General features: G+C 36.6%; 22 protein-coding genes and 1 tRNA gene. 6 read left to right on the top strand and 17 right to left on the bottom strand.

Translation table 11 applies throughout. The features are described from left to right. Positions 1-22: 22 nt before the first annotated feature. Together AVJ19_RS12095 and AVJ19_RS12090 are read right to left on the bottom strand one after the other, a co-directional pair. Positions 23-98 (bottom strand) — tRNA-Val (locus AVJ19_RS12095). Positions 99-456: 358 nt separating this feature from the next. Then, on the bottom strand, positions 457-831 hold the full coding sequence (locus tag AVJ19_RS12090) for a YbaN family protein (protein ID WP_111859947.1): 375 nt from the start codon (positions 829-831) through the stop codon (positions 457-459). A gap of 92 nt (positions 832-923) precedes the next feature. On the opposite strand from AVJ19_RS12090, the gene AVJ19_RS12085 reads away from it, so the two are divergent. The 3 genes from AVJ19_RS12085 to dapE all read left to right on the top strand — a co-directional run bounded on the left by AVJ19_RS12085 (position 924) and on the right by dapE (position 3,315). Continuing rightward, positions 924-1,778: a DUF1853 family protein gene (locus tag AVJ19_RS12085; RefSeq protein ID WP_111859952.1), complete on the top strand. Its 855-nt coding sequence runs from the start codon at positions 924-926 to the stop codon at positions 1,776-1,778. A 116-nt stretch (positions 1,779-1,894) separates the two neighbouring features. Further along, the gene (locus tag AVJ19_RS12080) at positions 1,895-2,035 is read left to right on the top strand and encodes an entericidin A/B family lipoprotein (protein WP_111859946.1); all 141 of its coding nucleotides are present in this window, start codon (positions 1,895-1,897) and stop codon (positions 2,033-2,035) included. 146 nt (positions 2,036-2,181) lie between these two features. Further along, positions 2,182-3,315, top strand: coding sequence for a succinyl-diaminopimelate desuccinylase (gene dapE, locus AVJ19_RS12075; RefSeq protein ID WP_111859945.1), 1,134 nt, complete (start codon positions 2,182-2,184; stop codon positions 3,313-3,315). A 36-nt stretch (positions 3,316-3,351) separates the two neighbouring features. On the opposite strand, the gene AVJ19_RS12070 is transcribed toward dapE, so the two are convergent. From AVJ19_RS12070 to pilG, 6 genes are all read right to left on the bottom strand, one after another. Further along, positions 3,352-3,816 (bottom strand): hypothetical protein, encoded by a 465-nt coding sequence (locus AVJ19_RS12070; RefSeq protein WP_416240581.1) that lies wholly within the window; start codon positions 3,814-3,816, stop codon positions 3,352-3,354. A gap of 6 nt (positions 3,817-3,822) precedes the next feature. Beyond that, positions 3,823-8,373: an Hpt domain-containing protein gene (locus AVJ19_RS12065; RefSeq protein ID WP_111859943.1), complete on the bottom strand. Its 4,551-nt coding sequence runs from the start codon at positions 8,371-8,373 to the stop codon at positions 3,823-3,825. Positions 8,374-8,510: 137 nt separating this feature from the next. Then, positions 8,511-10,583: a methyl-accepting chemotaxis protein gene (locus AVJ19_RS12060; protein WP_111859942.1), complete on the bottom strand. Its 2,073-nt coding sequence runs from the start codon at positions 10,581-10,583 to the stop codon at positions 8,511-8,513. 47 nt (positions 10,584-10,630) lie between these two features. After that, positions 10,631-11,164 carry a chemotaxis protein CheW gene (locus AVJ19_RS12055; protein WP_111859941.1) on the bottom strand — a complete coding sequence of 178 codons (534 nt, stop codon included), beginning with the start codon at positions 11,162-11,164 and terminating at the stop codon, positions 10,631-10,633. Between the two features lie 2 nt (positions 11,165-11,166). After that, complete coding sequence (gene pilH / locus AVJ19_RS12050; RefSeq protein ID WP_111859940.1) at positions 11,167-11,535, bottom strand: twitching motility response regulator PilH; 369 nt, start codon at positions 11,533-11,535, stop codon at positions 11,167-11,169. A 26-nt stretch (positions 11,536-11,561) separates the two neighbouring features. Next, positions 11,562-11,939: a twitching motility response regulator PilG gene (gene pilG / locus AVJ19_RS12045; protein ID WP_111859939.1), complete on the bottom strand. Its 378-nt coding sequence runs from the start codon at positions 11,937-11,939 to the stop codon at positions 11,562-11,564. A 370-nt stretch (positions 11,940-12,309) separates the two neighbouring features. On the opposite strand from pilG, the gene AVJ19_RS12040 reads away from it, so the two are divergent. Beyond that, complete coding sequence (locus AVJ19_RS12040; RefSeq protein ID WP_416240582.1) at positions 12,310-12,867, top strand: hypothetical protein; 558 nt, start codon at positions 12,310-12,312, stop codon at positions 12,865-12,867. Positions 12,868-13,050: 183 nt separating this feature from the next. Next, on the top strand, positions 13,051-14,766 hold the full coding sequence (locus tag AVJ19_RS12035) for a proline--tRNA ligase (RefSeq protein ID WP_111859937.1): 1,716 nt from the start codon (positions 13,051-13,053) through the stop codon (positions 14,764-14,766). 62 nt (positions 14,767-14,828) lie between these two features. Here the strand turns inward: AVJ19_RS12035 and AVJ19_RS12030 are convergent, their stop codons facing one another. The 8 genes from AVJ19_RS12030 to AVJ19_RS11995 form a co-directional block, all read right to left on the bottom strand. After that, positions 14,829-15,935 carry a hypothetical protein gene (locus AVJ19_RS12030; protein WP_228203357.1) on the bottom strand — a complete coding sequence of 369 codons (1,107 nt, stop codon included), beginning with the start codon at positions 15,933-15,935 and terminating at the stop codon, positions 14,829-14,831. Between the two features lie 182 nt (positions 15,936-16,117). Continuing rightward, positions 16,118-17,503, bottom strand: coding sequence for a hypothetical protein (locus tag AVJ19_RS12025; RefSeq protein ID WP_213067223.1), 1,386 nt, complete (start codon positions 17,501-17,503; stop codon positions 16,118-16,120). Positions 17,504-17,717: 214 nt separating this feature from the next. Beyond that, positions 17,718-19,097, bottom strand: a complete 1,380-nt coding sequence (locus tag AVJ19_RS12020) for a hypothetical protein (RefSeq protein ID WP_213067221.1) — start codon at positions 19,095-19,097, stop codon at positions 17,718-17,720. A gap of 385 nt (positions 19,098-19,482) precedes the next feature. Then, positions 19,483-21,801, bottom strand: coding sequence for a DUF6160 family protein (locus AVJ19_RS12015; protein ID WP_111859936.1), 2,319 nt, complete (start codon positions 21,799-21,801; stop codon positions 19,483-19,485). A gap of 51 nt (positions 21,802-21,852) precedes the next feature. Then, on the bottom strand, positions 21,853-22,515 hold the full coding sequence (locus AVJ19_RS12010) for a hypothetical protein (protein ID WP_111859935.1): 663 nt from the start codon (positions 22,513-22,515) through the stop codon (positions 21,853-21,855). Positions 22,516-22,526: 11 nt separating this feature from the next. Beyond that, entirely contained in the window at positions 22,527-23,945 is a 1,419-nt protein-coding gene (locus AVJ19_RS12005) for a hypothetical protein (RefSeq protein ID WP_111859934.1), read from the bottom strand. 347 nt (positions 23,946-24,292) lie between these two features. Continuing rightward, positions 24,293-24,862: a dCTP deaminase gene (gene dcd, locus AVJ19_RS12000; protein WP_111859933.1), complete on the bottom strand. Its 570-nt coding sequence runs from the start codon at positions 24,860-24,862 to the stop codon at positions 24,293-24,295. Positions 24,863-24,976: 114 nt separating this feature from the next. Next, positions 24,977-25,570 carry a LysE family translocator gene (locus AVJ19_RS11995; RefSeq protein ID WP_111859932.1) on the bottom strand — a complete coding sequence of 198 codons (594 nt, stop codon included), beginning with the start codon at positions 25,568-25,570 and terminating at the stop codon, positions 24,977-24,979. A gap of 354 nt (positions 25,571-25,924) precedes the next feature. On the opposite strand from AVJ19_RS11995, the gene AVJ19_RS11990 reads away from it, so the two are divergent. Beyond that, positions 25,925-26,464, top strand: a complete 540-nt coding sequence (locus tag AVJ19_RS11990) for a DUF2062 domain-containing protein (protein WP_111859948.1) — start codon at positions 25,925-25,927, stop codon at positions 26,462-26,464. Positions 26,465-26,605: 141 nt separating this feature from the next. On the opposite strand, the gene AVJ19_RS11985 is transcribed toward AVJ19_RS11990, so the two are convergent. After that, positions 26,606-26,962 (bottom strand): hypothetical protein, encoded by a 357-nt coding sequence (locus AVJ19_RS11985; RefSeq protein ID WP_111859931.1) that lies wholly within the window; start codon positions 26,960-26,962, stop codon positions 26,606-26,608. Between the last annotated feature and the right edge of the window lie 38 nt (positions 26,963-27,000).

Below are 27,000 nucleotides of genomic sequence, written 5' to 3'. Positions count from 1 at the left end.
CTCTAAATTCAACATTAAAGCTTGGTGGGCGCTGACGGGATCGAACCGCCGACATTCTGCTTGTAAGGCAGACGCTCTACCAACTGAGCTAAGCGCCCTAACGACTTCATCGTTTGTGAGGTGCATTATAGAGAAACTTCACAGCGTGTCAAACGCTTTTCTCAATGATTTTCACTTTTTGCGTTTGAGTGATTAAAAAATAGATCATTTTGATATATTTTAAGCTTTTTTGTTTATTATTTATCTATTTATCATCATTTAAAATAAATCTATTCGGAATTATTTTAGGGCTGTTTTTCATTTCTGCTGACTTTTCACTCACACTTTGTATTCAAATATGATTTAGATATTTTCTGAATCTTTATTTTTAACCTTACTTTTAAATCAATTGACTTTAATATTTGAAAAAGCTGTGGATATTTTACGCAAACTTACTTTGCTTTCTGCATTTATTTCTTAATTGTCTATTTTATTTTGAACTTCTGGTCGTGTCCAAAGCCAGATCGCAACAATAAACATGGTTAAATTCGTAAAAATTTTGACTGCTAATGGTGCATTGGTAAAAAGCATGAGTATCGCACTTCCTGTCATCATAATGCTTGCTAACCATTTTGCTTTACGAGGTACAGTTCCATTTTCACGCCATGCTCTCAGTGTTGCGCCATATTTAGGATGATTCAACAACCAATCATGGACTTGCGGCCAACCTTTCGATGCTGCCCACAAGGCTAAAATCAGAAAAACTGTTGTTGGCATACCTGGTAATATTGCCCCGATAAAACCCAGTACAATAAAAATCACCACAAGGCTACGCCAAAACAAAATTCGCATACATCAACTCAATTTTTCGAACTTCATTAGTATATATGTTTTATGATTGAACACCGTATTTTCTTTCTCATCGGATGATTACTTTGAATGCCATGAGTCATATTACTTATTTTGAACCTTGGTTAAATTTTAAAACCTCCATCGTTCGACAGCTCGCTTTTGTTGTGGCAAGTCCAAATATTATTGCGCAAGTCCCAACAGATTTAACAATCAAGCATGCTTTTCAATTACATCCTGATCATTTTTGGCAACAGCTATATCTGCAATATGAGCCACGCTTACAGCAATTAGATCAAGATCCAAGTGAACTCATTCATTTTCTTACTCAGCTTAAAAGTACACGTTTGGGTTTACGCTTTGAATATTTAATGTGGTTTTGGTTGAAAGATCATACATTTCATCATTTAAAATTACTGGGTCATAGTATTCAAATATTTCAAGGACAACAAACTTTAGGGGAAATAGATTTTCTTATTTTGAATCAGCACACCTCACAAATCGAGCATTGGGAAGTTGCTTTAAAGTATTATTTGGCTGAAGCTAATTTTCAACTACAACATTGGTATGGTTTAAACCGACAAGATACATTACTTAGAAAACTAACCCATTTCACAGAAAAACAATTTCAATTTAAATCTGTACAATCGCATGAAATTCAACAACGTTTTACTATCTTAAAAGGACAACTCTATTATCCTACTGCGCGCTTTCCAACTCAAACCCACTCTTGGGTCAACCATTTCCGCCGTCTTGGTCGGTGGGGACGAGTTATTCCACAACAAAATTATCATGCACTAACACGTCAAGAATGGATCTGTCCTGATCTTTTACAAAGCACATGTACGACAAAATGGTGGACAAATGGGCTGTATAAACAAGAAAATCAGCAAGAATTTTACATGTATCGTCAACCGAATATGCTCGATATTCCTGTGAGAAAAATGTAAAAATCAACCAAAAAATATACAAAATATAACCAAGCTCTCTTAAAATTCTTGTATTCAATAAGCAATAATCTTCTTACTCTATTTAAGCATGAAAAGAATTTTAATGGAGATAAACGATGAAAAAAGTTTTAGCTGCTTCACTACTATTAACATTTGTTTTAACGGGTTGTAACACGATTAAAGGTGCAGGTCAGGACGTATCTAAAGCAGGTGATGCTGTTACAAATACAGCTGAAAAAGTTGAAAATAAACTTTAAATTCTCACACTCAATTAAGCCTTATCTTTGATAAGGTTTTTTTGTAACTGTAATACGGCACTAAAGATAATTTGCACAGATTAGGTTTTCATTCAAAAACTTCTTCTCTATTATATTCTTCTCATTTCATATTTTATTTTACAGCCATGAACGCCTCAGAAACTTTAGATCTTAGCCTAACACTTTTACGTCAACCCTCCGTTACACCCGTCGATCATACATGCCAAAACATTATGGCGGAGCGTTTGGCTGCTGTTGGTTTTAACATTGAAAATATGCGCTTTGAAGATGTAGACAATCTGTGGGCACGTCGTGGTACAGAAGCACCTGTATTTTGTTTTGCAGGGCATACTGATGTCGTTCCAACAGGTCATTTAGATGCTTGGGAATCTGATCCATTTTTACCAGAAATCCGTGATGGTAAGCTATATGGTCGTGGCAGTGCTGACATGAAAACAGCATTAGCAGCAATGGTTGTAGCATCTGAGCGTTTTGTAAAAAAACATCCTGATCATAAAGGCTCAATTGCATTTTTAATCACTTCTGATGAAGAAGGCCCATCCGTTAATGGTACAGTAAAAGTGATTGAAACACTTGAGGCACGTCATGAGAAAATGACTTGGTGTTTGGTGGGTGAACCTTCAAGCACTTCAACATTAGGAGATATTATTAAAAATGGTCGTCGTGGCTCTTTAAACTGTGTACTCACTGTGAAAGGCAAACAAGGTCATGTCGCTTATCCACATTTAGCGGTTAATCCAATTCATACTGCATCAAAAGCATTAGCAGAAATGTGTGAAACAGTATGGGACAACGGTAATGAATACTTCCCAGCTACAACATTTCAAATCTCCAATATCCAAGCAGGTACAGGTGCAACCAATGTTGTTCCAGGTACAATGACAGTAACTTTTAATTTCCGTTATTCAACTGAAGTCACAGCAGAACAATTAAAAGTACGTGTTTTAGAGATTTTAGATCGCCACCAAGTTGATTATGACGCACAATGGACATTATCAGGTTTACCATTTTTAACGCCTGTGGGTGAATTAGTTAATGCAGCAACAACTGCTATTAAAAATGTTACAGGGACAGATGCTGAGCTTTCAACGAGTGGAGGCACTTCTGATGGACGTTTTATCGCACCAACAGGTGCACAAGTCCTTGAACTTGGAGTATTAAACGCAACAATTCATCAAATTAACGAACATGTAAACATCGAGGAATTAGATCCTTTAACCGATATTTATGAGCAAATTTTAGAGCAGTTATTGACCTAAAATATATTAAAAAGGAATGCAAATGCATTCCTTTTTTTAAGTAATTAAACCCAAATCTTTTTGGATCTTGGCTAAGTTAGGTATATGAAAATGTTCTTCTCCAACCTTAACCCAGTATAGAATCGTTTCATCTTTGGATTGCTGCTCTTCATCTACAACCTCCGAGATCCGTAGACGAATAGAACGTGGCATTTCATTACATAATAATGCAAAACGCTCTTCACTAGACTCACCCTCGATCACCAAAGCCACGCCCAATGTGGTTTGTGGATCACTCACACGAAATGCAGGTAACTTGCGCTCATGCCACTCTACTGTTTTCACTTGAGTTGGACTATCCAATGCTGAAATTACAATATTTTGTGGTAATAGCATTGCTGCTTTACCATAACAATCAATAATATAAGCATCAATAAAACCCGTTGACACCGTAATAAGATGCTGGAGCTCCTGTGTATTGGTTTGATCTAAAATCGATCCTTTGCCATTTTGCGACATCATCACTCCTTATTGTGCAACCAATAAATTCTGAATATTTTCCAATAACTCAGCTTCTTGGAATGGTTTACCCATATAGTTCGTCACACCTAAACTAAATGCACGTTCACGATGTTTCTCGCCCGTTCTTGAGGTAATCATAATGATTGGTAACTCATGATGAAGTTCATGATGACGAATCCAATTGGTCACCTCAAAACCATCCATGCGTGGCATTTCAATATCAAGTAACATTAAGTCTGGCTTAACATTTTCCAATTGCTCAATCGCATCAACACCGTCTTTAGCAGTAATGACATCAAAGTTATGACGCTCAAGTAAACGTGAAGTCACTTTACGTACTGTGACTGAGTCATCCACAATCATAATCAAATGACGCTGATCACGATTACGGCTTAATTCTCGTTGATCACTTGTGACTTGACGTTTATTACTCAGCGTTTGACGTGCAATATTTTGTGCATCTAAAATCAAACAGACTTGACCATCACCGAGAATTGTTGCTCCCGCCACAGCACCAATCGACATAAATTGCTTACCGATTGGTTTCACAACAATTTGTGAACGAGAACCAATGAGCTGATCTACCAATAATGCTGTATTTTTACCGCTATTATTTTTAATTAATAAGACCGGTAAAGAGTGTGCAATGCCTGTAAAACGAGGTATAGGTTGATGTGCTACAAACTCTGCCAAATAACGCAAGTTATAAGGTTGCTGATCAATCACAAAGTCTTGTTTCTTACTATGGAAATACTCTTCCAAGGTACTCGGTGCAATACGTACAATACGATCAATTTGTGATAAAGGTACAGCAAATTGCTGATCTCCCACTTTCACCATTAAGGCATCACTTACGGCTACAGTCGTTGGTACACGAATAGTAAATATCGAACCCTGACCAAGCGTCGAAGCTACTGTGACTTGCCCACCTAATAGTTTAATCTCACTCTGTACAACATCTAGCCCAACACCACGTCCAGAAATTTGCGTGACTTGCTGTGCAGTACTGAAACCATGATGGAAAATATATTGTAATATCTCTTCATCAGAAAGACTTTGATCCGCTTGAATCAAGCCATTTTGTAAGGCTTTGGCTCTGATAATCTTTGGATCAATACCTTTACCATCATCTTTAAACTCAACTAGAACATCTGTACCTTGACGACTAATATTTAGCTCAATTTGCCCAGTAGATGGTTTATTTAACCGTTCACGTACTGAAGTTTCTTCAATACCATGGTCAATCGCGTTACGTAGCATATGCTCTAATGGCGACATCAACTTTTCAAGAATATTCCGATCCAATTCACCTTCTGTATTATGTACAATCAGCTCAGTTGGTCGATTTAAAGTAGACGCTGTTTGACGTACCAAACGCTGCAATCGTGGTAATAAACGTGTAAATGGTACTAAACGAGTACGCATCAAACCTTCTTGAATTTCAGCTTGAATACGTGCTTGCTGTAACAGCAAACCCTCTGTATCTCGAATTTTTTCAGCCAAAGTACTCTTAAAATCCACCAAATCCGATGCAGACTCAGCGAGTGATTTCGATAACTGATTTAATGATGAATACTGATCCATCTCTAATGGGTCAAAATCTGCATAACGAGAGTTTGAATCACCATGTTTAGCAATAATTTGTGATTCTAATTCACCTTCCATTCGGCGTAACTGGTCAGCCAAACGCTGAATTGCCAATTCCATTTCCGATAATGTATTTCCAAATTGACCTAAGTCCATCTCGATACGTGAACGGTTAATTGAATTTTCACCCGACAAATCAATCATTTTCTCAATCAGATCTGCCGAGATACGAATCATCTCATTATTATTTTCAGCTTGCTCAACTTGCCCCCATTCACCCAACATTGATGGTGGTTCTGCACCATCACCTTGAATAAATTCAACAGCTTGATTATCCCAAAGCACATCACTACTGGTAATTTTTTCAGGAAGTTGCGCTGAAACATCTACATATTGAATATTTCTCAGACCATTTCGTATCGAATCAAAATGTTCATATTTATCCAATAAAATAGCATTTTTTAACCAATCAAATGCTTTACTCAGTAGATGATCATATGCATTTGAGTTAAAGCTATGCAAACCAAAACGTTCAAATGTATTTTCTAGCTCATATGCAATGTCAGAAACTTGTGAATTATTAACCATCTTCGCCCCACCTTTTAAGGTATGGGCTATACGTTGTAATTGTAATAACAAACTACGACTACTACGTTCTTCAAACCATTTTTCTAAAATATCATGCGCATTGAGTAATAATTCTTCCGATTCCTCAGCAAAAGCATCTTGAGCAATATTCTCAGTTAACTGTTCATCAGATACAGTGTCCGAGCCAACACTTTGCTCATCAGCAATAGCCTGTGCCTCAACGGCTTCAACTGTCGACACTTGCTCTTTTTCAACAAATGACTCGACAAGGTTTGACCCAACATTTGTTGTAGTAGAAAGTGGTATAGGCTGCTGCTTTTCAATAGCCTGTAAAATCTCTAAAAGGTTAATAGCAGGATAATCTATACCTTGTTCACGAATTACTTGAATACGTTCAGCAATCTCATCCTGAACCATACGAATTGTCTGCATCAAAGCTGTATTGACAGTAATTTGCTGCTTAATAATTCGCTCATAAATCGATTCTAAGTGATGGGCAATCAAACCAATATGTTCAGCTTGCACCATATTTGCACCACCCTTTAAGGTATGCAAATAACGCATTAGATTATTTAGAGAGGTTAGATTTTGTGGTTCTGCAAACCATACGGTTAAGTCCTCATCAATTCCCACTAAAAGCTCATCAGCTTCTTCAAGGAAAATATCCAAGACCTCTTCATCAAAATCTTTAAAACTATCTGCTGAATGTAGATATTGTTGATCTTTGGCAATTAAGTTAAAGAGTTGATTACTATTAAATTCAGACGATGAAACTGGTTCAGATACTGCAACTGCTTCAATCTGTTGAACAACAGGTTCATCTTCTAAAGTCGTAGGCTCAAGCTCAACACTAGATTCTGTTTCAACTTCAAGTTGCTCAATGTCTTGTGTTACATAATCATGTAACTGTTCTAAAACACTTTGACTACTTTCATTTAAAACAACACGTTGTCCTGATGCCAACGCATCAAATAAATGAATAAACTCTTGGTGAGCCTGATTAAACAGTTCAAAAGCATAATCAGTATTCAGCAAACTTTTTTCTGCTAAAACATGCTCATAAGCAACTTTTAACGCCAAACTAATATCATGAATACCTTGCGCTGCACGATTGTCTGTATGCTCAATCAATACATTCGCTTCATGCAGTAAGCTTTCAAAATATGTTGGATAATCTACTTTTGCCCTTTGATCAAAATCAAATTCAGCATCAAGTAAATGTTCAATATCCAACTCAACCAGTTGTGAAACTAAGTCTTGTTGATGCTCATTACTCTCAAAATATTCTGTTTGGAAATCATAGCGTTCCCAAGCTTCATTAAACTTTTGGTAAATAATACTCTGCTGTTCAGACGCATTATCTTGCCCTAATGTATGTAAATAATCTCGAACAAACTCAGTATAATGCGTTAATAATGCATTTTCGTTCGTACTATGCTGTGTATCATCCTTTAACAAGATTTTAAACAACTGTTCAACTTTACTACTGGCTTGAAATACATCATCCACATGCGCCATAGCGGAGCTACCACGCAAGGTATGTAGCGCACGAATTAGGCGGTTATAGTGATCTGAAGTATGTTTTTCTATGCTTAAGAACGTGTCAATTGACGCCAGATGTTCTTCAGACTCTTCAATAAAGATTGCAATAGTCTCGGCCAGAAATCGACGATCCTCAGCTTCGTCAACCCCCTCCTTGTGATTCTCAAGGGAAGCTGTTGCAGGTGCAATCACTTCAGGTTGAACTGGTGTAGTCACAGGGCTTTCTGTTACGACAGGTGCTGTAATCTCTTCTTCAGCTACTTGAACAACTGGTTCTTCTGCAACAACTACTGGTGCATCTTCAGTATCCACTGAATCCTCTAAACCTGTAAGTATGCTTGAACTGTTTAAACGTGCTGAAAGTGTCAGTAATTCTTCAAGTGCAGGTTCAATACTTGTATTTTGTTGAATTTGCTGCCCAAGTAAAACCAAAGGTCTTAAATCTAATTGGTGTGTTTGTGCTTTAGCAAAATCATCATACAATTTAAATTTGTAAATATTAAACACTGTACTTACATATTGTTGTACAGGTTCTGACAAACTGATTGTTTTTGCGATCACACGATTTAATGTATCTTCAACGGTCCAAGCCAACTCACCTGATGACTTTGCCCCAACCATACGACCAGACCCTTTCAGAGTATGGAAATTACGGCGAATCACAGTCAAAAGCTCAGCATTTGATGGGTCGCTTAACCATTGATCCAATAATGGTTGAACATTCTCGATGATCTCTTCGATTTCCTCCACAAAGATTTCTAAAATTTCTGGATCTTGATCCACAAACTCATCTTTGGGAAGATTTATATTTTCAACTAAATCTTTTAATATTTTTTTCATAGCTCAGGCTTCTATCATAGTTCCTTACAGGGACTAAAACCTATCAACACTTTAATTTTATTAAATCCAAATTAAGTGATCTAAGCGTGATTAATATTCCAAAAATGTTTCAATAAAACATTTTTGGAATTGCTAAATTATTGCTCTGGTAATTTAAAGTCAGATACAGATTGACGTAATGAGTCTGCCATACTTGCCAACTCAGAAACTGAACGTGCTGTATCAAATGTCGCTGTAGTCGTTTGCGAAGTAATTTCTTGTACAATATTCATTGTATTTGCAATATGACCTGCTGACGCTGACTGTAATTTCGCTGAATCAGAAATGTTTTCAATCAATTTCGCCAAGCTATTTGATACGCTTTGAATTTCATCCAAAGCAACCCCCGCATCTTTCGCCAAGTGAGCACCACGAACAACTTCCGATGTCGTTTGCTCCATTGAGATTACGGCTTCGTTGGTATCTGTTTGAATGGTTTTTACCAGTGTTTCAATCTGTTTTGTTGCAGATGCTGAACGTTCCGCAAGACGCTGTACCTCATCGGCTACGACCGCAAAGCCTCGACCAGCTTCACCTGCCATCGATGCTTGAATTGCAGCATTCAATGCCAAGATGTTCGTTTGATCGGCAATATCGTTAATCAACGAGACAATATTACCAATCTCTTGTGAAGACTCACCCAAACGTTTAATACGTTTAGAGGTTTCTTGAATCTGCTCACGGATCGTATCCATACCTTCAATTGAACGGTTTACCACTTCAGCACCATTTGATGCGATTTGTACTGAACGTTGTGCTACGTCTGCTGATTCGGTTGCGTTCGCAGATACGTGTTCAATAGATTGGGCAATTTCATTAATCGCTGTCGATGCACCCGCAATTTCTTGCGCCTGATGCTCAGATGCCTCAGCTAACTGGTTAGTAATCGACTGCGTATTTTGAGTATAAGTTGCAACTTCTTGTGAAGTTTCATTGATTCGAGATACAAGATCACGTAATTGGTCGATAGCGAAGTTAATCGAATCGGCAATTGCACCTGTAAAGTCCTCAGATACCGTTGCATACGAACTCAAGTCACCATCTGCTAAATCGGCAATCTCATCAAGTAAACGTAAAATTGCGTTTTGGTTACGGTCATATTCATCCTGTAAACGTGTTACACGAACCTTATCCGCATCTGTACGTAAAGTTAAAAGTTTAAATACCGCAAATAAGAAAATACCTAAAACTAAAACTAAAACTACACCTGGGACAACTGTCGTCAACCAAGAACTACTACTCAAATTATTCAAATCTTTTAATAATTGATCTGATTTGGCAAAAATATTGGTAGATGCTTGACGTACTTTTACAATTTTTGAAGAGTTATTCAAAATATTAGTCGAAGCTGTTTTTAGAACATCATTATAGTCTGCTTGAATACTTTGTAATGACTCACGCATAGATGGTTGGTCAATACGAACAACACCAAGCTCCGTACTTCCTTTTAATTGCGCATCAAGATAAGCACCAAAAGTTTCTGTATCTGCACTAAAATCATCTGCTGACGCACGAGCATTTTCAGATCCACTGAGTACAGATGAGATAGAACGTAAAATACGTTCAGCAATAAACACTTGGTTTTTCGCCAGTACAACCTGAGAACTTGGCATATTTTCACGTGCCATCTGGTTAACCATCAAGTTATATTCAGCCTGAATACCAGGAATAACATCACTCATTGTGACGTTAGTATCATAGAGTTGATTAATTACTTTTTGCTCAGACTCAATCAAACTAATATCTTTTGAGACCTCTGACCACAGCGTTTCAACTTTTTTCATTTCGGCATTTGATGAGTGAATATCTTTTACGATTTCTAAGTTTTCATCAAATTTCTTTTGTGAAGCAACCAGATCTTTGATCGCATCTTCTTTACCTGAAGCGGTTGCCTCTGTTGCCTGACGAGACATGGTTTGCGAAAGTAATTTTAATTCACCGATACTACGTGTTAAGTCATTGTTTCGTGGAACATTATACAATAATGCAAGCAAACAAATTACTGCAACAATGATGCTAGACAAAGCCATAATCAGATATGGTTTGGATTTACCACTGTCACCGAATAACTTTGAAAATTGATCCAATTGCGTTTGCAGTTTAGATGCAGCAACTGGATTATTTTTCTGCGTATTTTCAGATGTATTTTTCTTTTTTAGCTTAAAGCCCATTCAGCTTCTCCCCGAAACGCTTAACCTACTTGAGCGTAGAAGCTCGTTTATTTAAATTTTTCCGATGCATTCATGTATTTAGGATCACTCAGCAACTGGCTAAACAAAAATATATTCCACGCACGATTATGCTGTTGAAAATATCCTTGGCAGTATGTATTTAGCTTTTTTTCTAAATTTTTATTTTCCGAAAAAAAACTTTTTTTATTAAAATGCTGAATTCCTAAAACTTGATCTACAATCAAACCGACATAATGATCATTATGGCTGATGCATAAAACTTTTTGTGTGGGTGTAAACTGACTTCGTTGTCCAGAAATAAACTGTGTTAAATCTGATACTGACAGTAAACGTCCCCGAATATTGGCTAATCCTTTCACCCAGTTTTGTACATTTGGAACTGTTGTACATTTTGGTGGATAGATAACTTCGGTGACTTCACCTAATGGAGCAACAAAATATTGCCCCATCATTTCAAATGCAATGCCTGACCATCTATTTACTTCACTTTCTTTATCAACGTAGTTTTGGTTACCACGTTTTGACAGTCGAAGTAATTCGATAAATCCATTTGCTGCCATAATTATCCCGCAGTGAGATGTTGTTTAATCACATTGATTAAGACGTTCTCATCAATTGGTTTAGTTAAATAATCACATGCACCTTGGCGTTTTCCCCAAACACGATCGGTGTCTTGATCTTTTGTACTGACAATCACTACAGGGATATGCTTGGTTGTTGCACCACGTGCGATTTGGCGTGTTGCTTGAAAGCCATTCACACCGGGCATAACTACATCCATCAAAACCAAATCAGGCTGCTCAGCTTGTGCTAATGTGACCCCATCAGCACCATTGTTGGCTTCTAAAACGTCATAACCATGCTTACTTAAAATTTCTTTAAATCGATACATCTCTGTAGGAGAGTCATCAACTATTAAAATTCGCGCCATCTCATTCTCCCATTCAGAATTAAAAATTAAACATGCTTCCGAATAGCATTTAATAGTTCATCTTTACTAAATGGTTTGGTTAAATATTCATCAGAACCAACAACTTTTCCTTTCGCTTGATCAAACAAGCCATCTTTACTTGACAGCATGATCACAGGAATATTTTGATAATTCTGAGAGTTTTTAATGAGAGCACAAGTTTGGTAACCATCTAAGCGTGGCATCATAATATCAACAAAAACAATATCAGGATTTGCATCAGCAATTTTTGAAAGTGCTTCAAACCCATCTACAGCAGTGATGACCTCACATCCTTCACGTTGTAACAATGTTTCAGCCGTTCGACGAATCGTCTTAGAATCATCAATAACCATGACTTTTAAATTTTGGAATTTTTCTTCCATTTAATGCCCTTCCCCATAAATCCAGAATTTTGATGTTCTGAATACATTTATTTTTTGAAATTTATCAGCCTTATTTAACATGCATTTGCTCACTTTATCAATCAAGATTTCGAAGAAACTTGGGAATCGCGATTAAAAGCTCTATAAAACATCGTTAAATGTAGATTTACAGTTGATTAAGGAACTTATATATTCTTAAAATAGGTCACAATTTATAGTCTACTATTGACGTAATTAAAAATAATTATTGAGTCATGTTTTGCTTCAATTTGGGGAATTAACAATGCTACAGGCGGTTTCTTGGCATGTGTCGTATAAAAAGTACATCAAAGTACTTTCTTTCGCACTTGTTATAGGAGTTTTAAATATCATGATCCTTGTACAGTCTTTCGCTGCAGATGCGCAGCCTAAAGCTGTTTGGTATCGTTATTATGATAAAGGTGTCGCAAATATCAGCAGCACAGTCACGCCTGCGCATATTCGTCATGGCTATGAAGCACTTGATGCCAACATGCAAATCATTCGCCGTAATCGCCCATATAGTGCCGAAAAAGATGCACAACAGTCCACCGCTCGTGCAGCACAAGCAAAACAAAATGAACAGAATGCCCGCCTCAAGCGTGCTTATGGCAATAGTTCAGTTGCCATTAATAAGCGTAATGAGCAATTGGCGAGCATTAAAAAACAGATTTCTTTACAACAGACTCAAGTCAAACAGTTACAAAATGATCGTATCTTACTCAAAAGACAAGAAATGGAGCATTTTCGTAAGGGATCAACTGTACCTATTGAGCTCAAACAATCTATTCAATACAACAGTGATCGTATTAACCAGACCAAAAAGAATATTGAAGTTTTGCAAAATAATTATCAAAAAACACAGGACTCTTATAACAGTATTATCCAGCGCTTAAAAGCAATGGAATAATATTGAATTTGGTCATCATTCTTTTCATTGCATAAACCATAATTTTGATATCAGTCTCTCGGTTTATTTGTCATTCTGACAACGATAAAGATTATTTGCAGCAAAAGAACATTATCAAATGTTCCCATCTCGGTTTTATCGTATAATCTCCATTTTAATGCTTAAATTTTTAGGACAGTTTCCATGCGCGCGAGTCGCTTTTTATTTGCAACGTTAAGAGAAACCCCAAATGATGCGGAAGTGATTTCACATCAGTTGATGCTACGTGCGGGGATGATTCGTAAATTGGCTTCAGGTTTGTACTCTTGGTTGCCGATGGGTGTACGTGTGCTCAATAAAGTTGAAGCGATTGTACGTGAAGAAATGGATCGTGCTGGCTCTCTACAAGTGCTTATGCCCGTAACACAACCTGCTTCTCTATGGGAAGAATCAGGTCGTTATGTCCAATATGGTCCTGAACTTTTACGTTTTAAAGACCGCCATAACAATGACTTTGTACTTGGTCCAACACATGAAGAGGTCATTACTGACTTAGCACGTAATGAGCTTAAAAGTTATAAACAACTTCCTGCAAATTTCTACCAAGTACAAACCAAGTTTCGTGACGAAATTCGTCCACGTTTTGGTGTAATGCGTTCACGTGAATTTGTGATGAAAGACGCTTACTCTTTTCACGTTGACCAAGCATCTTTACAAGAAACTTATGATGTGATGTACGATGCATACTGCAAAATTTTCACACGCCTAGGTTTAAACTTCCGCCCTGTTCAAGCGGATACAGGTTCTATTGGTGGCTCAGGCTCTCATGAATTCCATGTGTTGGCTTCAAGTGGTGAAGATGATATTGCGTTCTCAACTGAATCTGACTATGCAGCCAATGTTGAAATGGCTGAAGCTGTGCTTGTCGGTGAACGTGCTGCACCAACTCAAGAATTAAAAATTGTTGATACACCTGAGCAAAAAACCATTGCAGATGTTTCAGCATTTTTAGGTACTGATCCTGCACATTCAGTCAAAGCATTATTGGTTCAAGGTATTGCAGATGAAAAAGGTCATGTGCCTGTGGTTGCATTATTCTTACGTGGTGATCACGAACTTAATGAAATCAAAGCTGAAAAACATGCTCTAATCGCTGCACCATTGACCTTTGCAACTGAAACTCAATTGCAAGAAAATGGCTTAACCGCAGGTTTCTGTGGTCCACAAGGTCTCGTTGAAAAAGGCTTAACAGTCATCATTGACCGTGCAGCTTCTGTTCTTTCTGACTTTGTTGCAGGTGCAAACATTGTTGACAAACATGCGACGGGTTTAAACTGGGAACGTGATGCCAAATTTACCGAAGTTTATGACTTACGTAATGTGGTTGAAGGTGATCCATCTCCAGATGGCAAAGGTACAATTCTGATCAAACGTGGTATCGAAGTCGGTCATATTTTCCAACTCGGTAAAAAATACTCTGAAGCACTTGGCTGTAAAGTTTTAGGTGAAGATGGTAAGCCAATGGTTGTGACAATGGGTTGTTATGGCATTGGTGTAACTCGTGTTGTTGCTTCTGCCATTGAGCAGAACTATGACGAAAAAGGCATCATTTGGCCTGCTGCAATTGCACCTTTTGAAGTCGCAATCGTACCGATGAATGCCCACAAATCACCTCGTACTTTAGAGGCAGCAGAAGCATTGTATGCTGAGCTGCAAGCTGCGGGTTATGATGTGTTGTTGGATGATCGTAACGAACGCCCAGGGGTGAAATTCTCTGATTTAGAGCTGACAGGGATTCCACATCGCATCGTGATCGGTGAGAAAGGTTTGGATGCGGATACTTTTGAGTACAAAGGTCGCCGTGATGCTGAATCTGTCAATATTTCCAAAGAAGAACTTTTGGTAAAAATTGCAAAATAATTTTTAAGTTAAAATGAAAATCCCGCTGAATGCGGGATTTTTTCTGTCTGCATAATTAAAAGTTAGCAGAATTTAAGAGAGCCATAGCAGTTATGTACTGGTCGCTGCCCTAAATCTATAGCAGGAAATTGGATAGTACTACCTAAAATCCCCCCAGCTGCCTCAGACACTTTTATTCTAACTTGTGAACCATCAACATTTAGATTATCAAAACTAACTTGTGGAATAGACATCCACCATCCTTTTTTCGCTGCAACTGAATTTAATTGACCCGTTTCAACATTCATCCACGTAATATCTTTACTTTGCAATGATAGATATGCACCACTGGTCGCTGAGCCATCAGCATTAGCAACTTTTAAACGATGAATCGTTGCAAAAGGAATATTGTTCAAATTTGCATTCAACTTTAGACCTAAAGGTAAGTCAAGTACTCCAAGCAAATAAATTGAATCTGTCACAGCAGTAAGCCCAATAAGAGATAGCGTTGGCGATCGATCAAATACCAATCTTTTATTATAGGGATCAATTGTTGCATCAATAGTTGCTAATTGTGTTCCCAAAATATCCCCTACAATCTTTACACCTCTAATTTTTGCATTACTCACCCCAACACCAATATCCGCACTAATACTATTAATCCCTTTATCATCATCTAAGGTATCTGTACGATCATTCTCACCAAAACTCATCATACCTAGAGCTTTTAATGCGCCAAGTCTAAAACCTGAGATTGAACGTGTTGAAGCTTTATCCGCATCTGTAATCGCAAATTCAATAAATGGGTTTGTCAATTTAAAATCCGTTGGTACCCCAGCACTCCCACCGATTACTTCTGTAATTCCGGTCAATGCGACATTATCAATATCAATATCACAACCTGAACCTTTTGAGCCTCCACAGCCAAGTTGTAACTTTTTAATATTGGCATTGATATCAATATTTGCTTCCATTCCTAAACGATAAAAACTTAAACCTTGATTAGAATCATTTGTCCTCGTCAAATTATACAATGCTTGCCCTTGAGTTGCGGACAACTCTTCATCCGTCATTTGTACCAAATGCGTATTGGCTGAATTACTCACTTCAGATACAGCATCTAAAGTTGTTGAATTTGCATAAGCGAATGATGTCATGATCGACAGTATCGCTATAGATAAACTTTTCATCAGTTCACCATTCCTTAAATTTTTGTTTTTCTTGTTGATCTCAACCATGAGACAACTGTTTATTTTTTACTCCCTTATAAATTAGCATAACTTTATGATAATGAATTAGCATAAATATACTTTCTGATATATGGCACAATAAAAAAGCGCCAATCATGGCGCTTATCACATTTTTTAAAAATTTAGCAGAACGTCAAACTACCATAACAATTTCGATAAGAGGACTGGAGCATGGTAATATTACCATTACGTGCATCAGGTTGACTGGCAATATTATTAACTAAATTACTCAATTTATCATTGATATTTAAGGTAAAAGCATTTTGTAAATACATACTCCAACCTCTATTCACTGATGATGCATAACCAGGATACTTGATCGCTTGTTTTGATAAGGCAATACCAAAACTTTTTGAATCTACATCAAGCTGATGAACATTATTTAAATTAAATGGTAACTGATAAGCCTGTAACCAATTATGAATATCAGTAGATGAACTTCCACTCATATTTGTCCCTGACAAGCCATTTGCAAGGTCTAGTTTAATTTTATTGGTCACTTGTGTTCTTAAAATATTTAAAATAGCACCTTTTACACTATCTAGTGACCCACTTCCCAATGTAATATCAGTACATAAAATCAGAGCACATACATTTACATTTACATCAGCAAGTGCAAGACTCTGCATCACTTCATCTACAATACCACCAAACTGTAAACCACTGATTTTTGCTTGTTTGATTCTGTTCCCAGTTACTACAACATCCAAGTTATTTCGTGAGATTCCGCCATAGTTTGCACTAACATCTCGATACTTCACAGTACCTCGCCCAAGAATGACATTAATATCAAGTACTGTACCATCAGATAAACCTAAATAAGCATCCAAACCTTTATATCTTGAAACACTTTCCGAAGTTACACCTACTTGATTTTGAGCTTGTGTTACCAAGTTGGCTTTACCTGTTAAATAACCACTAAACGAGCTTAAATCTCCAAAACTCAAAGGTCCTTTTGCCTCCGCAGCGCCAATACGCACACCAAGCACTTCACGGGTTGAAGCTTTATCTGCATCTTTAATCGCAAACTGAAAAAATGGATTGGTTAAATTAAAGTCTTTCATTTGTGACTGAGTAGGTTGGACACCAGATGCAGTTTCTTGCACCGTACCATTGGGCTGTCGACTATTGGTTTTAGGCAGTGTAATACACGTCCCTGATCCATTTGCAATACAGCCAAATGACACATTACTGGCATCAATATCACAGCTTCCTGCACCATTTATACCGCCACAGCCAAGTTGCAAACTTTTAATATTCGCATTTAAGGCAATATTCGCTTCCATGCTTAATGTATAAAAAGATAAACCATCTTGTTCTTGACGACCCAATGAATACAAAGCCTGACCTTGTACTTCGGATAATTCTTCATCTGTCATTGCAGACATTTTAGACTGCTGTACAACTTGATCTGTAATAGGTTCTAAAGAGGGTTCAATCGGTAACAATTCATTGGCATAAAGGGCTGAACTCAAAATAGATAAAATAAAAATATAAAAGTAATTCACATCAAAAGCCCCATTTTTTGTATTAATACTTTAAACATTGCACAAACAATCACAATTTATGGCAAATATTAACATAGTTGTTACTTTATGTTAATTGAATCACATTTAATACATGTGACTTTATGGTTCAAAGTCGTCTTTTTTAATTTTTAGGTATACACAAAGTACAGATACAAAAAAAGCGCCGAGTGTGGCGCTTAAAATTTTAAAAATATTAGCAAAATGTCAGTGTTCCATAGCAGTTACGGTATGGGGCTGCTAATTGTGTAATATTACCATCACGAGCAAAACTATTGCTTGCAATATTTGATACTAAAGAACTGGTTTTTTCATTAATATTTAAGGAAAATCCATTAGGAATGTACATACTCCAACCTGTACTTACAGCGGCGTTATAACCAGGATACTGTATATTTTGCTTAGAAAACGCCAAGCCAAATGCATTAGAATTTACATATAACTGGTGAACATTGTTTAAATTAAAAGGTAATTGATAGGTGCTTAATCCACTTACTGTCGTCCCTAGTCCAGTAGCTAATTGCTGTTTAACATAACCCAATGCAGAAGGCTTTACGATTCCTAAAATTGCATCTTTAATTCCCTGACTCCATCCACTGATATTGGTTGAATCAATTCCACCACAAATAAATAAAGCACATATTCCCGCTGTGCCTTGATTAAGGGATAAATTCGTCCCAATATCATCTACCACCGCTGATAAATTCAATCCTTGAATTTTTGCTTGAGTGACTCGATTCCCATTGACCAACACGTTTAACCCACTACGACTTACTGTGCCATAGTTAATTGTTAAATGTGTAAAGTTTGTTCTTGCTCCTGCAACAGGAGGTCCCAAAACATCTACTGCTTGTGGGCTTAGCCCCATATAAGCACTAGCATTTTGCCAATAACTATTTGCTTTGGATGTCATACCAACATTTGTTTCACCCTGCATCGTTAAATTTGCAACTCCACTCAAATACCCGCTAAAAGTATTTAATGCTCCAAAACTCATTGGTCCACTTACATTCGCCCCTCCCAATCGAACACCCACAATTTCACGTGTTGAAGGGCTATCAGCATTTTTAATTGCAAATTGGAAAAATGGATTTTTAATCACAAAATCTAAAAGCTGACTTTGGGTAATATCCCCTACAGCAGGGCTATTTGTTTTATCACCATTTAATATTGAAGTAGGAATGTTTGTTGAAGCCTCTTGCGAAGTTACGAGTTGGTTTTGACTGTTAACATATTGTCCATTCGGTTGACTTGCATATGATTTTGGTAATGTAATACAAATACCTGCTGCATTTGCTACACAACCTAATGAAAAATTTTGAATATCAAGATCACATCCATTTGCACCATTAATACCACCACAACCTACTTGCAATGACTTAATATTTGCATTTAACCCAACTTCCGCTTCCATACTTAAAGTATAAAATGACAACCCGCCCTGATCTTGTCTATTTAATGAATATAACGCCTGCCCTTGAACTTCCGACAGTTCTTCATCTGTCATCGCTAACATTGGACTCTGTGCTATTTGATGCTCATCAACATCATTTAAAGATAATTCACTTGATACCACTTCACTTGCATAAACCAATGAACTTGAAATACAGAACACAAAAATGTAAAAAAACCTTAGCATCCCTGACCACCCCATCTTTTTTGTATTAATACGGATTTTTTGTGTAATTCACTATATTACTCACAGGAATACTACCATAGCTACAAAAAACAAAATAAATTTAAAAAAACTTAACAATAAAATATATTAATTAATTTCAATTACTTATATTAAAATCTATTTATTACCATTCATCTATTTTATTACAACAACAAGAAATAATATTTATTTATATAAAAATATCTCCACTTTAAAAGACAAAAATAACCATACTTTTACTTTAATAAACCTCAGGTATAAAAAAAGCGCCAATCATGGCGCTTCTTATACTTTTAAAATGAAATCAGCGTGGTGTAATTCCAAAATTACTGCGGATATTCCCACCTGTAAATACAATCTCACCTAATTTCTGTGGTGTTGTAATATTCGTAGGATATAAATTAACATCTGCACGTAAAACATTTTCTGGCGCTTTAGCTTTGATTGCTGAACTTGCATCATTTCTTGCACTATTTAAATTCACGGTATTTGCAAAAGTTATTGTATTGGCATTCATACCTATTTTACTATCTAAACTCATTTGCCCAGAAAGATTATCCAAACCGAGTTGTGGTGCAGAAGTTGCTGCTACAGATTTATCACTTATTCTTAAATAACTGCTCGTTGCTTTAGTATTTGAACCCAAAGTCATATCACCTTTGATTCCCAAACTACCATCACCTGTAGCTGAACTTGGAATCAAGGTAAGATTTGCTGAGCCTACAAGACGAGCCATGATACCAAATAAAACATCAGTATTTTTAGTAAAACTATCACTTGCTATAAAGCAGTTACTTGCAGTAGAGCTTGCACATCCTGATGTCACTATACGAGAACCTGGTAATTGACCAATCGCTAATTCACCATCTAAACCGATCAGGAACTGAGGTAATGCAATTTTAAGTCCATCATCTTCAAGGCTTAAAGAACCTGTCAAGTCTGCAAGCAAATTAATATTTCTTAAGCCTGCATAATAGTTCACTGTATCACTTGTACCTGCAATTGGTGCACCATCAATCAACAACATAGATGTAGTTTTTGAACCTGCAGCATCTCGTCCTGTTGTGCTCATCGTAATACCAAAACCAATGCTCTGTTTTTTGGTAGTTGCATCATTAATTCCATATAATCCAACATTTGAGTTAAGATTATAAATCGGTAGCCCTAAGCCCCATGTACTATTTGGTGTAGTTGCAACAGCATTCGCACTATTATCTGCAACAAGCTGACCTTGACGTGCAATGGCTTGGAAGTCCATCCCACGTATAGCCACAATCAATGCATTTGCAGGTGTAGCACTTGGTGAGTTATATAAAGCTGTTTTTATGGTTGAACTCGATAAATTTCCACTATAAATTTTATTTAATACATCACTTAATGGAAAATTCACTGTATTTGTTTGAGCTGCATTAACATATACATGACCAAAATTAATATACGCTGAATCAGGATTCAAAGCTGAGCTTGTTGCTGCATTTTTACGAACCTGTAATGGTGTCAAATTACCATAACGTAAAGCATAGGCATTTTTTCCAGACATTCCTAGATCTAAATAGGTTTTTTGAGTCGCTGCAGGATCTGAGTCTTTAACAAAATCAGCTTTCATTTGCAAATGCAAACCACCCTTGCCTACCAAATTTCCAGTGCCTGTATTTGTAGTACCTGAAGTTGTAGGACCTAAAGGTATATCTTGTGTTCCATTGACCTTAATATACGCATTTTTTAACGTACCCGATGCACCAAGTCGACCAAAACTATAAATATCAGTATCTACCCCTGTCGCGGTATAAGCTGTATATACATTTTTTACATCTTTTTTATAGCGTAGATCTACATTTAAACCTGGCTGCTTTTGCCCACTAAAATCAGGATCATCTACATCCGCAAGCACCACAGTATTTGTGCTTGAAGCTCCACCTTTCTGATTTGTAGATAAGACCAAACCTTCTGCAGGATCTAGATACAAATACCCTTTACCTGAAAAATTAAAATTAAAATCCTTTAAAATAAATTGGTTATACTTACCACCATTATTTAATGTATAAAAAAGATTAGCATTCTTTAAACCAAAGCCTAGAGTCGCAGGGCTACCACCATTAAATAAGCCACTGCCTGTCTCTAAAGAAAAAGTTAAATCTTTTCGATTCTGGAAAGTTAATGCCCCTAGAGATTGACTTGCCGTGCCAGTACAATTTGCAGTAATACCCGTACCATTCGGACATATAGCCAAACTACCAATATGCATCGTTGCAGGTCCGAAAACTGCACTCAAGCTTAATCCATTCGATGCTGTTGCACTTGCCCCAGCTTTTCCACCCACATCCGCAGTAAATTTTGCACTCAAACCACTAGAAGAACCATAAGGTGTAGTTTCATAAGGTGTAGTTTCTACATTGCGCATACTAACATTTAGTACACTGTCCGCACCGGCTGTTGTTTGCGTACTATCTTTCCAGTTTACTTCTCCGATCTGAACTTTATTTGCTTCGATCTGTAAACTAATACCATCTTGACCTGCTATTTGACTAAGAGAACTATCTTCCAACTCTTGTAATGCAAAACTCTGTTGAGCACATAAGATACTCAACGTTAAAATATTCAACTGTATTATTTTTTTTCTCATCACTCATCCCTACCTGTGATATTCATTTGCGCTTAAACATGAATAAGCAACTTAGCAACGACCATTAGACCCATTACAACCAAACACTTTAACTGTTCCTGCAATTGCTAAATTTCCGTGAATATTTAAACCTGTAAAACCTGTTTCCTTACCTTGATCAAAAACGGAGCTTGTTTTTACAGTATTAGCATCATCAACACCACCATAAACTTTTTTATTCAAATATCCCTTATTTGCAGGAGATGCTGCTGTTGTAGTCGTTGCACCTGAATCTTTTTCAATTTGCAATGCTGAATAACCAAAGTTACGTATTTTTAAAGGCTGTAAATAATTTCCTTTATCATCTATACCAAATCGTAACTGCAAAGCAGTACGTGTACCATCACCTATACTCACACCATCCAACTGAAACTTCTCTAACTGTAATGTGCCTTGTAATTGCTTAAAAACCAACCAATACATGTTCCCACTTGCATCTTTTCGATTATTCGGTGAAATCGCCAAACGACAATACTCTGTACTAGCACCAGAGCAATTATCATATTCTCGTGAAAGTGAGCCATCGGTCGTTATTTTATGATTCAAAGACAATGTCCAACTTAAATCCGCCCCACCTTGACCATTTATTTCACCCAACTCTTGATTGTCTAAACCTACCAAACCAGCATGTGCTGTTGAAACTAAAAGTAATAAAGAACTCAATAGTATTTTCATTCTTAAGCTCCTTATAAACCTGTAGTGGTCATTTTAAAATGCTGAATGAGTAAGCCATCTATGACAGCAGATCCAAGATTTACATCAGCACCTGTTCCCCTCATTACGATACCCGAAGTTGTTGATGCTTTATCAGCATTCATGATTCTATCATTGTTTGAAAAAGCGACCTTACCTATAGAAATACTACTATGTGTTGCTGCGGTTCCTTGATAATTAACCCCCCCAAAACTTTCTGTCTTACCACAATAACGTACATTACAAGTAGAACCTGTATACGTTGTACTATCTAGGTTTCCATAATCAGTATAAATTTTATTATAGACAGCAGCTTGATTTGGAATACGAGTTACTTCGAGTGTTAAGTTTTTCCCATCTGGTGTATCAATAATTAAAGGCTGATAAATACTTCCCAATACTAAGTTGATATTTGGACTATAAATATATAAACCCTCAGTGCCATCAAAGCTTGCAGCTGCTCCACCATCAATTGCAGGAGTTTTTAAATCTTTGGCTGTACCCGCTGTTTCCCTCGTACTAATACGCAATACTTTATCAGCCCAAGTTCCACCATCTCCATTATGATGTGTATTTAAACGTAATAATAATCCTGCACCCAAAGTATTATTATAGGTTGATGAAAGCCCTCCCGTACCCGTTACTGCCCCATCTAGGGTTTGAAACAATCGGATCTGAGAACCTTCCAATAACAAGCCATTCGCAATCATTTGCACACGAAGTTTTTCCTCTAAACCCTTTGCATCTGTTGGGGCACCTGTAATAGGATTTACAGTAGATATTGACCCTGCTGTTGCCTCATTACGTGCAAAAATATCTCCCCATAAACCAAGTTTGATAGTTGAACTATTTGGAGGTTGATAATTAACTCTAGCTAAAGGTGCTTCTAATTGTAAATAACTTAAACTTTTTGGCGTTCCTGCAAAGTTTGAAACACTTTTAGTATCTACACTCAACACCCAAGGATTAGTTTCTGTTCCAGAACTCACACCAACATTACTAAATCGACTATTTATATCTGCAATGTTAGTACCATCTACATTTTTAGACATAGTATTAGATAAGGCTAAACCATAGATAAAAATATCTGCTTTCTTAGCCCCTGCAGCTGTTGCGACAGGAGTAAGAGGACCGACTGGAATGATTCGAATCAACCCTGTATCCAAACTACGATCAGCCCAATTAGCTATTAATTTTGTTTGACTCTTTGACTCTAGCGTCAATGCATCATCAGCTTTTTGGAATACCATTTTGAAATTTTCAGGTAAAAAAGCCACACCTTCACCTGTTGCTTCACTCAGGCTTTCATCAGTCAAGGCTTCCAAGGCGAAACATGACTGCGCTAACCCAAGTCCTAGCAGTGAAGCCAGTACCGTTTTTTTAAACTTTACCGTATAACCGAGCTTAGTCATCTTGACCTTCCTATGTATACGATGCTCCGCACCATATTTTATTTTTCTAAAATTTCTTTGCTTTGAACAAATGACCGTCAATATTGTTCAAAATGTGGCAATAATCCAAAACTGCCAACCTTTTCTCATTTTCTATTATGCTTAAAAAACTAGCAAATGCAAAAAAAATACAACTTCTTATACACTTTTCCGACAAATGTATATTTTAAAATAAAAATCAATATTTAAATCAAATATTTAAATTTAAGCTTAATTATTCGATCACGACAAAGCGAATATATTTTCATCAAAGTTATATACAAAAAAAGCAAGTGATTTACACTTGCTTTTTAAAACAGAGCTCAGCTTTAAGCTTTTGGTAAAGTTACACCTGTTTGACCTTGGTATTTACCCCCACGGTCTTTATAAGATGTTTCACATACTTCATCAGACTCAAAAAATAGCATTTGAGCAACACCTTCACCTGCATAAATTCGTGCAGGTAGATTTGTTGTGTTGGAAAACTCTAAGGTAACATGCCCTTCCCACTCTGGCTCTAACGGCGTAACGTTGACGATAATACCGCAACGTGCATAAGTCGATTTACCTAAACATACAGTCAAAACATTACGTGGAATGCGGAAGTACTCAACTGTACGAGCTAAAGCAAATGAGTTTGGTGGAATGATACACACATCTGATTCGATATCGATAAAGCTTCGATCATCAAAGTTTTTTGGATCAACAATTGCAGAATGCACATTGGTAAATACTTTAAACTCACGTGCACAACGAACATCATAACCGTAGCTAGATACACCGTATGAAATCAGCTTTTCACCATTTTCATCTAAACGAACTTGGTTCTCAGCATACGGTTCGATCATGCCGTGTTTTTCGCTCATTTCACGAATCCAACGATCAGACTTAATTGCCATGTATATTTCCCAAATTGTTTAACTGAATAACTGAGCGTACTTTAACTGAAAATGCGTTTGATTGAAATGTTCAACGCCTTAAAATACAAGATTGTGCTGTATTCCCACAGCCATCTATAAACTTAAAAATGCTGAATAACCAATAGGTACAGAAAAACCGACCAAGATTAAAGAAGCTGTGCGCTGCATGTTGAATGGGTTTAGCCAAGAAATTTTATTTGAAGTTAATTTCTTACCTATAAATATCCAAAAAAATGCAATCGGAATAATTAAAATCAAAAAAGCCAACATGTGCGACACATACGCAGCAAAATTATGCCAAACAAAGCTTGGGAAAATTGCTGATGCGAACAATAAAGCTTTAGGGTTTAACAGTGTTGCACAAAATAATGCTTTTGCGCTAATCGTTGCCTGATCATAATCTTGTTGCGGTTGTGCTTTATGCCAAAGTTTAAATGCCAAATAAATAATAAATACAGCACTAAATAATTTTAAAATCACAGGAATCATCGGAAATTGCTTGGCTAAACTGCCAATCAAAGCCCCCCAAATCGTGATCGAAACAAAATAGCCCAGTGCTTCTGCAGGAATCAAACTCAAAGACTTACGTACACCCACTTGGATGCCAGAAGATGCCAACAAAGTGTTGGTTGGACCTGGTGTCAATAAAATGGTGACAATCAGCCCAATAAAAAACCATGAAATCATTAAATGACCTCACTAAATCATTGAACGCAGATTAAATCAGTTCAATTCAGTTATCAAAAAAATAATTGTAAGTAGAGATATAACTTTTGGTTATTTAAATAAAATATAATGATTAATTAATAAGTTACAATAAAAAACATTTTCATACTTAAAAGTCATTTATTTGCAACAATTCATATAAACACTTAATTTTGAATATTTTTTACACAAAAATCATGATTACCAGTCTCTATTTAAGTTTTTATTCAGGAGAAATTGCTAATTTTATCGCCTATATTTATTCATGTGCTTATTTTGCTGTTGTTTTTCTACACATTCATGCAAAATGATCTTCTACTTGTTAATCTTCTTATTATGGCAAAACATTTTTTCCAAGCATGGCTCCCATCTCCTGAAAAAATCAACAACATGAAAATCATGCGGATTTTTGGTCAACGTGTTTTAACGCCTCAACTTTGGTATATCAATCGAAAATCTATTTCCAAAGCCATGTTTATTGGTACATTTTGGGGAATTTTACCCATTCCATTACATAGTGCATTGATTATTTTGACGATACTGATTTTTGAAGCAAATTTACCCATTGGTTTACTCATGGCATGGATTATGAATCCTTTGACCATTGTGCCAATTTTATTTTTTGCTTTTTGGATTGGCTCTAAAATTTATGGTGTACACATGATTAACAAAGATATGTTACTTGGTGTTTTTCATCAAATTGTGCATTGGATCGAAAATTTTGGACATGGGCATATTGACCTGAGTTTGGCTAAAATTTTAGCCACAGGCTTATTACTCGAAGCATTATTATTTGCTTTTTTGTTCTTTGTATTTACCCGTTTATATTGGCGTTGGAGTGTGGTGAAAAAATGGCGCAGTCGGCAAATGAAGTAATTATGTTTGCAATGAATCATCATTCATCTGATCATCTATCAAAGTTATCTAAGATTAATGATAAATACTGGATCGCTGTGCTATATCAACAACACAGCCAAATCATATTGATAAGTCAAAAATAAAAATGCACATCATCTTTTAGTTTAAAACGACTTCTATCAACTCCGAATGCCCTGTCGACAAATCACCATTTAGCCATTGCCAATTTTCAACCAGTTTAATCACATCATTTTCCAATAATTCAATTTTGGTTTGACATTGTCCAGTGCGTAATTCACCTGTCACGGTTAAATGCTGATAGCAAATTTCAAAACTGTCTTCTGTCAGCATTTGCCCAACGATTGAGCCGACTTCAACAACTCCACCTTCATATTTTGCGGTAATCACTTTACCCTTTTGGGTGTAATAAAAACGTGTTGCGCCGTTTACATCACCATTGGCAGTATTGGCGAGGCTCATGAATACTTTGTTATTCAGTAAATTTAAATTTTTCATTATATGATCCATTCTTCATTGTTTTCCAAAGCCCCTCT

The organism is Acinetobacter sp. CFCC 10889, assembly GCF_003268395.1.
Taxonomy (GTDB): Bacteria; Pseudomonadota; Gammaproteobacteria; order Pseudomonadales; family Moraxellaceae; genus Acinetobacter.
Note: the sequence above shows the minus strand (reverse complement) of the source record. Positions and strands in the feature narration are given on the sequence as shown.